This is a genomic window from Bacteroidota bacterium (assembly GCA_039111535.1).
Taxonomy (GTDB): Bacteria; Bacteroidota; Rhodothermia; order Rhodothermales; family JAHQVL01; genus JBCCIM01.
Genome location: JBCCIM010000327.1, coordinates 1 through 3,606, shown reverse-complemented (window position 1 = coordinate 3,606; position 3,606 = coordinate 1). Strand labels below are relative to the sequence as shown.

Annotated in this window: 3 protein-coding genes; all 3 read left to right on the top strand. The window is 51.8% G+C overall.

Features of this window, described 5'->3' with window-relative positions; all coding sequences use genetic code 11:
* The first annotated feature begins 87 nt into the window (after positions 1-87).
* The 3 genes from AAF564_26430 to AAF564_26420 all read left to right on the top strand — a co-directional run bounded on the left by AAF564_26430 (position 88) and on the right by AAF564_26420 (position 3,604).
* Positions 88-1,119: a sulfotransferase gene (locus tag AAF564_26430; protein ID MEM8489111.1), complete on the top strand. Its 1,032-nt coding sequence runs from the start codon at positions 88-90 to the stop codon at positions 1,117-1,119.
* A gap of 222 nt (positions 1,120-1,341) precedes the next feature.
* Entirely contained in the window at positions 1,342-2,424 is a 1,083-nt protein-coding gene (locus tag AAF564_26425; GenBank protein MEM8489110.1) for a glycosyltransferase, read from the top strand.
* Positions 2,425-2,437: 13 nt separating this feature from the next.
* A complete protein-coding gene (locus AAF564_26420; protein ID MEM8489109.1) occupies positions 2,438-3,604 on the top strand; it encodes a glycosyltransferase family 4 protein in 1,167 nt (388 codons plus the stop codon).
* The last annotated feature ends 2 nt before the right edge of the window (positions 3,605-3,606 follow it).

The following is a 3,606-nucleotide window of genomic DNA, read 5'->3' as shown; positions in this document are numbered from 1 at the left end:
GCGCACATTACGCAGGTTTGGACTTGCCCGCAAGTAAGCGCGGCACCGCTGGTTTAGAAACGTACGCAGCAGAGACCCCAATCTTATATGGAATCACCGATCTTCATAGTAGGCGCCAATCGTTCCGGGACCACTTTGTTGCGGCTGATTCTGAATGCCCATCCCCATGTTGCAATCCCGGAAGAAATTATCTACTTCGGCTCCTTTATGGCTGGCGTACCCATTGAGCAATGGCGTGCCCCGGGCTTGTCGCATGACGCTTACACGCGGTTTGTTACAGATTTTGTGGACAACAAATGCAGTGTACTGGAAGGCATCGATCGTACGGCACTAAAAACAACAATTCTAGCAGCTGATCAGCAGAATTTCTGTTTGCCCTACAAAATGGTGCTGGAACATTGGGCCAGTGGGCAGGCGAAAAAACGCTGGGGCGAAAAAACACCTGGCAATTTGTTTTATGCAGATATCTTGCTGGCCATGTTTCCCGATGCCCGGTTTATTCACCTTGTCCGTGATCCGCGGGCCGGCGTCAGTTCGATGATGAAGACTACATTTTTTCCGGACGACATTACGTTTAATGCGATGAGCCGGCGAAAATTTATGCAAAAGGGGCGGGCTATCCTCGAAGACGCAGTACCAGCATCGCAGCGGATGCTGCTGCGCTACGAAGACATTGTCACCGCGCCTGAAGCAACTGTAAGGTCAATCTGCACATTTATTGGTGAAGCGTTTGAGCCGGCGATGTTGTCTTTTTACAAAGACGCAAGCCGGTATATGAAAGCAGAGGCCGCTTCTTCATTCAACAAGGCGGCTACCCGGCCGATTTCTGCAGACATGTTGGACAAGTGGAAAAAGAATCTTGCAGATCATGATGTAGCAATGATCGAAACCATCTGCAAAAAAGAGATGCAGGAATTTGGGTATGATTTTTCCGGTAACGGGTTATCGGTCGCACAGCGCGTAGAGTTGTTTGCCAAAGAATGGTACTGGCAAATGCAGGAGCGCAAGCATCACAAGGTGCGGCACTTTACGGTCAAATCCAAAATTTTTGCCCGTTTCTTCAATAGAATGACCCTTGGCCGGCGTAGACGAACACAGCCGCTGCGGCAGTCTGGCTGAGCTTGCTAAAATGCGAGGCGGCTGGTACCTGGCCTTTCTGCATTTTGGGGGTGTTGCAACGAATTTAAGGTGTCAAAAAAAGCAATGAATGCACAAATCGAAGCCAGTATCCAGCACAGATATATGGCTCGAAAAAACCAGCTTTTGGTGCCTTGTCATATCTCCCCAGCATGTGCTTCCGAACATATTCATAGATGGGTTTGTGGGTGCTCCACGTGACTTATGAGAGTTATAGCTTGTAGAACAGCTTATGGAAAGGGAGGGCTGGGACAACACTTTGCCCAGTTGGTTGAAGAGTCGCGTGCAAGCGGCGAGCTAACGGCGTATTATGCCCATACACACAAAGCCGGCGATGAAAAAATTGCCCGCACCGTCGATTTTGTCCGCCTTAGATTTCTGAAAAAATACACCCCGCTACGGTTTAGTCCGCAGTGGGCAGCTTATGTTGGGGAACGCATTTTCGACAAACGCATTGCCGCTGCGCTCGATATCAAAGCAACCTGTTTTATGGGCTTTGTAGGCAAGTCGCTGTTCAGTTTTGAAAAGGCACGCGCTCTGGGTTATGGGACGCTCGAACTGATTGCAGCAAACAGCCATGTCCGCAATGTGCAGCGGATGCATGCCATTGCCGCAAAGCAGCATGGTGTAAAAGATACGTGGCTTAATGAAGCGCTCGCCCGCAAAACAATGCGGGAATACGAGATGGCGGATTACATCTACACGCACGCAGCATACACCCGGCAGTCGTTAATAGACGAAGGCATCTCGCCGGCCAAGCTCAGGCATACATCGCTTGCCGTTCACCCTAAATTTACCCCGCCGGCGCGCAAGCCCGATGATGGCATTTTTCGGGTTGTTTATGCGGGACGGGTTGATGCTACAAAAGGGATTCCACTGTTAATCAAAGCATTCAAAGCACTCTCCAATCAGCGGGCAGAACTGACGCTGGTTGGTGGATGCGCTACGCGCAAAATGAAAACCTGGTTTGGCCGCCTCATTGGTGGGGACAAACGCATCAAGTTTGCACCGGGTGATCCGCTTAAACCATTTCAGGAAGCAGATGTCTATGTGCATCCCAGTTATGAAGATGGATTTGCATACGCGCCGATGGAGGCATTGGCCTGTGGCGTGCCGGCTATTGTAACAGAAGACACCGGGATGAAAGAATACATCGTACCCGGCGAGAACGGTTACATCGTACCCACGGGAGACTGGAAAGCGATCCTGGAGCGCATGGAGCAAGTCAGGAAGTACCCGTTGGCCAGCGTGGCACCGCTGGTCTCCGAACCGCTGATCAAAAGTTAATCCGCCTGAAGCCGTGAAAAAGATAGCACATTACGCACCTAATCTGTGGGCCAAAGGAGGTATTGCTACCTATGTGCGCCGGCTTGGCGAAGCACAGACGGCAGCCGGGATGGACGTCGTTTACTTCTCGCGCGATCCTGCGCATGCAGAAGGACGCAATGATACAGAAATTGTGGCTGATGACGCTGCGCTGTTTGCGCGATGCAAGGCCCTTTCCTGCGATATCCTTCATTTACACAAGCCTGTGTACCTGCTCCCGGAAGATCGGGTGACCACGGTGCGCACGATGCACGGTAATCAGGGTTCATGTCCAACCGGGACCCGGTTTCTCGCCCGTTCCAGCCAGCCCTGCAAACGGCACTACTCTGTAGCCGGCTGCTTCATGACACACCTGACCGAACGGTGTGGGAGCCTGAAAGTAGCCAAAATCAAACGCAATTTTGGCGGTATCAAAAACGAGTTTCGCCTCGGTGCAGCCGTACATACGTTTACAGTCAGCCATTTCCTGAAAGACTGGATGGTTAGGACGGGTTTCGATGAATCCATGCTGCACGTACTCAACTCGCCTGCACCAGATAGGCCGGCGCCGACGCAGGACATTCCAAATTCCGATAAACCTCGCTTTGCCTTTCTTGGCAGACTCGTGCCGCAGAAAGGGGTGCCCTGGTTGCTGCGCGCGCTGAAGCTGGTCAAATCGGACATCCACGTCGACATTGCCGGCGATGGACCGTTGCATGCAGAACTCGAAGCATATTGCAAGCGCAACGACTTACAAGATATTGTGACCTTTCATGGCTGGGTGGATCAGCAACAAGTCAGACAAATCATGGCTGACGCCCGCGGTATTGTTTTTCCTTCCGTTTGGGAGGAGCCGGCCGGCCTGATTACCCTGGAGGCAGCAGCAGCAGGACGCCCCGTCATCGCTTCCAAAGCTGGTGGGATCCCCGAATATGCCCTGGATGAGTTCTCTCTGCTTGTATCGCCCAACAACGATCAGCAGCTTGCAGAAGCCATCGATCGGCTTGCTGGAGACCATGACCTGGCTGTACGCATGGGTGCATGCGGACTCCGGAATGCCAAAGATCGATATTCTATGTCGCGTTGTTTTGCTTCTCAAAAAAACGATGTAGTAACACTTTTTCATCTAGTTTGTGTAGCTCGCATGCTGAAAAATTCGTGATG

Excerpts from the sequence above, each read along its gene's own strand:
- AAF564_26430 (MEM8489111.1), top strand. The coding sequence starts at position 88 with ATGGAATCACCGATCTTCATAGTAGGCGCCAATCGTTCCGGGACCACT.
- AAF564_26425 (MEM8489110.1), top strand. The coding sequence starts at position 1,342 with ATGAGAGTTATAGCTTGTAGAACAGCTTATGGAAAGGGAGGGCTGGGA.